Source organism: Steroidobacter sp., assembly GCF_016790065.1.
Lineage (GTDB): Bacteria > Pseudomonadota > Gammaproteobacteria > Steroidobacterales > Steroidobacteraceae > Steroidobacter.
The window spans coordinates 1-4,174 of sequence record NZ_JAEUPY010000612.1 but is presented as its reverse complement, the minus strand read 5'-3'; the positions used below and the strand labels follow the sequence as shown (position 1 = coordinate 4,174).

Genomic DNA, 4,174 nt, shown 5'->3' with positions numbered 1-4,174 from the left:
ATACAAAGGAGGGGCATCGATGCTCGCCACACGCGTTGAACACGCGGCAAGCGGTTCGAGCTCGTACGCGATGGCTCGTAAGAACACTGAATGCGTCAGGCCGCGACTTCGACCTTGGCGCGAACAGCAACGGCCAGTTATCGTTGTATCGCCTCGATCACGGCGCCGGTCCCCTAGATGGTGAGAGCGCACTCGGGTGATCGCAAGCGACGCACTGATGACACTTCATACTCAGCATCATATGTGGAGAACGCCTCGTCCGGGGCTCGCGTCATGGCGAGATGCTTCGCTTCCTCGACGGAGATCGCGTCGATCTCAAGAGTTTGCCGTGCATAGCCAATCCGAGTCACTTCAACGTAATACTTCATGCTTGGCCTCCACGAGACATCCCGTGAGCGACGAGCCGATAAAAATGTATCCAGAGAAGAACTAACCTGAGTTGAACCAGATAGTCCTTGGACTGCCCGCCGAAGGCGCGAGCGGAGTTCGGGTGGTAGTACACGTGAGACATGGGTGATCTCCAGGCAAAGTGGGGATACACCCAGCCCCGCCGGGGCACGGAGATACCCCGCAAGGTTGAGAGACCGTCGCTCGAAGGAAGCGGCAGCCAGGTACTGCACCGGCTATCGAAACAGGGGTGATCTTCGTGTGAGCGTGGGAAACACCGAGGCCCGTGCGGGACTTCGAGGATCCGCGAGACTGAGGCGCTTGCCGGTGCACGAAGGCATCGGCAGGCAGGTGCGATGGGCACCCGTGGCGCCTCGTCGCCGCAAGCGCAGATCCCGCTTGGGGAGAGACCTCAGAGGGGCCGTGTTCAATCAGGGCCGAGCAATGAACGGTGCGGGCCCACTCGGTCACGACAGTGGTGACTTGAGTCTGACACCGAGTCTACCGGGATCTGATCGGGCTTCACAGCACCTCTCGACGATTCGCGCCCACGCACGCGTGCCCGATTTCATCGCCATCGTGCCGCGCATTGAACGACGCGCATGAATGCACCGGCTGCAAGCTGCTGGTGCGAGCAAAGGGCTCGACGTTGCACATCGAGTGATGGCCATCACACTGAAGTGACACCACCGCTCGCACCTCTGCCGCGCTCGGCACGAGCATCGTCCGATGCGATCGGGGGCCAATGTTGCGTGACTGTCTGAAGGAGCTTCGATGCACTCACTCTTTCGTTCTTGGTCGCGCCTGACCAGCGCTCTACGTCGTCGGTGGCAAGCCTCGGCGCTACGCGCTCGATGTTCGGAATGGGATGTCGAGTTCGCCGTGCATGTCCATACAATGACACTGTCCTATCCGCCGGTGGCCGGCCGGCGCACCCTGTACGCGAATGTGAGGATCGGTCATCGCGACCTGTGGATTCAGCGTTGGCATACGGCGGCCTGCGGCCAGCAGGCAATCGTGGCGTTCTCGAGAGATCGGCTCATGTGCTGGACCTGGGGCATTCGCCGTCATTGAGGACGCCGGGGATTGTTGAGACAGTGCCTGTCTTCTTCGCCTCACTCCCGGTCGATACGCTCCATTAGAAACATCGCGCCGACCGTGGGCGACGCTCGCCCACCGCACGCTCGTCCCGGTCTCGCCGATCGGCAGCGCTCCCGACACTGACCCCGCAGCGTCCGTCGACAGCACGGTGACTCACCACGCTCCTGCCGCCAAGCCCGATGGATGCCACGGGCGCCACGCCAGCCTCCAAGGCCCCCGTGTCAGGCCCTGCCGAGCTGATTCAACTGCTTAACTTCCCCTGCAACCACCCAGCCGCGCTGGCTGACCATCGTCACCTACAGCGCCCGTCACGCCGAGCTGGCGACCGCAACCTTCGCCGCCTCACCTGACGCGTGAACCATCATCGCGCCCGCCGTCGGCGCGGATGTTTCCTAAGACTTTGATCTGACACCGCGACGTTCTCCCAACGCCGCGGCGTCGTGACGTGTGCTCGAGCGAGCCCAGGCGGCCCGTATCGAGCAGGAGTCTAACCCTCACTACGGAGATGTGATTCCCAATGGCCAACAAAACAGTGCAAGCTCCTGCTTCAATCCCTGTGGTGGACATCGTTCATCAGGGCGAGAAGTTGGTGCTGCCGCAGGACATGTCGTTGGACAACGCGATCGCGCTGCTCGAACGACGCAAGGAATACGACAACAAGCGCATTCACATGGTTGAGACATTCGACGTGTTCCCGCTCGATGGGGCCTGCGCCCTGGATACGGTGCTTCAGCGTCGATTCGGCTGGGCGCCAGCGACCACCACGCCGGGATTCTTCCGGGATCATCCGCCGCAACTGACCACGGTGCACATCGGGCCGGACCAGGTGCGCCAGGTGCCCTGGGGCAGCTTTCTGCTGCCCACCGTCGAGGGTCGACTGCAAACCGAGATGGCGCAGAAGGATGGACGCATGGTGTTCGCGCTCACCGCCGACATCCTTCGGCGCGATGAACGCACCGTCCAGGCGCTCTTCGATGAGGTTCGCGAGGAAGTCAAACGCAGCAGCATCTATCGCGGCAAGACGTTGCGGCTTCGGCTCTTCGATGAAGATGGCGACAAGCTCGCGATGCCGGACCCGCAGTTCGTTCGCAACGAAGTCGATCTCACCGACTTGGTGTACCCGGAATCGGTGCGTCAAGCGATCCACACGAATCTCTTCGTACCGATCATGCGGGCTCACGATTGCATCGCGAACGGCATCCCCCTCAAGCGCGGCGTCCTGTTGGCGGGACCGTACGGCACCGGCAAGACGTTGGCGGCAGCCGCCGCCGCGCGGCTGGCCGAGCAGTCCGGACTCACCTGTCTGTATGTGGCTCGTGCCCAGGAGTTGGCCGAAGCGTTGATATTCGCCAAGCAGTATCAGTCGCCCGCCTGCGTGGTTTTTTGCGAAGACATCGATCGCACCACCAGCGGTCCTCGGACGACGGAAATGGATGACATCTTGAACACCATCGATGGATTGGATGCCAAAAACGCCAATATCATCCTGGTGCTCACCACCAATGCCATCCAAACCATTAATAAGGCCATGCTCCGGCCAGGTCGTCTCGATGCGGTGATCGAGGTGATCCCGCCCGACGCCAAAGCGGTGGAACAGCTGCTGCGGCACTACGGCGCAGCGACCATCTCCACGCAGGCCGACCTGTCCCCCGTGGGTCATGCATTGAGCGGCAAGAACGCTGCAGAGATCGCCGAGGTGGTCCGGCGCGCGAAGCTGTCCCAACTGGCGATGCAGGCCCCCGGCACGATGGTCACGGAACTGTCCGTCCCAGCGCTGCTGGAAGCGGCCGACAGCGTGAATGCCCAAAGCCGGCTGGTGCACGGACCGCAGCCGAGCGAAGCGGACGACAGTCATGGGCTCGAAGGCGCACTGATGAGCGCGCTCAAGCGAGCGCTGCATGACGATCTGCAATTGTTAGAAGACATGTCCTCCCGAGTCCGTCGGATCGAGCGCATCGCGGCTTGAGTCCCCTGCGCTGATATGTCTCGCGCGCTACCCCTGCGGTAGCGCGCGAGCGTCCTCTGGGCACCGTCACCGCGAGCTCAGCTTTCGCGCAGCACCGTGCCCGTCTTCGACATCGCCCCTTCCCGCGTGGCGCAAACCGTCCCCTGCGATGCCGGTACCGACTGAATCGGTGCGGGTTCGCTTGTGACATTCGTTTCTATTTAGGAGAGTTCATGAACCTCGCAAGCGACGATCGTGTGACTCAACGCTTCTACGATGCTCTGTTCGAGAGTGCCTCGGTCAGCGTGAAGCTCGGCGCCGAGATTCCGCAGATGCTGGTTGTTCTACATGCCTCGGGCAAGATTCGCACCCTCCTGCCCGAGACCATGCCCGACGATCTGTGCGTCTCGCTATCAATGCAGATCGCGACTCACCCACAGGTGCGCGCAGTCGCCTATGTTTCGGAGTCCTGGGTCGCGCTGGCTCACGATGAAGCCCAAGCGCAGCAGGCCGAGAAGCTGATGAGGGAGCACCGACTCGAGGAGTATCCCGATCGCAAGGAAGCCGTCGTGATCAATCTGGTCACGGCGAAGCGGCAGGCCCAAATGATTTGCATGATCGAGCGGCCGAGCAACTCGGTGAGTAAAGCACCCTTGCTGTGGCTGGACGCAGAGCGGAACTGAACGAGCGCGCACCGCTCGACAGCGCGATGCGCGTGTCAGATGCGCGTGCCGAAAGCGT

4 protein-coding genes are annotated in these 4,174 nt (G+C 62.1%); 3 read left to right on the top strand and 1 reads right to left on the bottom strand.

The annotated features are described in order from the left end of the window. Positions 1-173 precede the first annotated feature (173 nt). Positions 174-368, bottom strand: a complete 195-nt coding sequence (locus tag JNL55_RS25170) for a hypothetical protein (RefSeq protein WP_293860801.1) — start codon at positions 366-368, stop codon at positions 174-176. 793 nt (positions 369-1,161) lie between these two features. On the opposite strand from JNL55_RS25170, the gene JNL55_RS25165 reads away from it, so the two are divergent. The 3 genes from JNL55_RS25165 to JNL55_RS25155 all read left to right on the top strand — a co-directional run bounded on the left by JNL55_RS25165 (position 1,162) and on the right by JNL55_RS25155 (position 4,116). Continuing rightward, a complete protein-coding gene (locus JNL55_RS25165; protein WP_293860798.1) occupies positions 1,162-1,461 on the top strand; it encodes a hypothetical protein in 300 nt (99 codons plus the stop codon). 544 nt (positions 1,462-2,005) lie between these two features. Then, the gene (locus JNL55_RS25160) at positions 2,006-3,454 is read left to right on the top strand and encodes an AAA family ATPase (protein ID WP_293860795.1); all 1,449 of its coding nucleotides are present in this window, start codon (positions 2,006-2,008) and stop codon (positions 3,452-3,454) included. Between the two features lie 212 nt (positions 3,455-3,666). After that, on the top strand, positions 3,667-4,116 hold the full coding sequence (locus tag JNL55_RS25155) for a hypothetical protein (RefSeq protein ID WP_293860792.1): 450 nt from the start codon (positions 3,667-3,669) through the stop codon (positions 4,114-4,116). Positions 4,117-4,174 lie beyond the last annotated feature (58 nt).

Excerpts from the sequence above, each read along its gene's own strand:
- JNL55_RS25170 (WP_293860801.1), bottom strand. The coding sequence starts at position 368 with ATGAAGTATTACGTTGAAGTGACTCGGATTGGCTATGCACGGCAAACT.
- JNL55_RS25160 (WP_293860795.1), top strand. The coding sequence starts at position 2,006 with ATGGCCAACAAAACAGTGCAAGCTCCTGCTTCAATCCCTGTGGTGGAC.
- JNL55_RS25155 (WP_293860792.1), top strand. The coding sequence starts at position 3,667 with ATGAACCTCGCAAGCGACGATCGTGTGACTCAACGCTTCTACGATGCT.
- JNL55_RS25165 (WP_293860798.1), top strand. The coding sequence starts at position 1,162 with ATGCACTCACTCTTTCGTTCTTGGTCGCGCCTGACCAGCGCTCTACGT.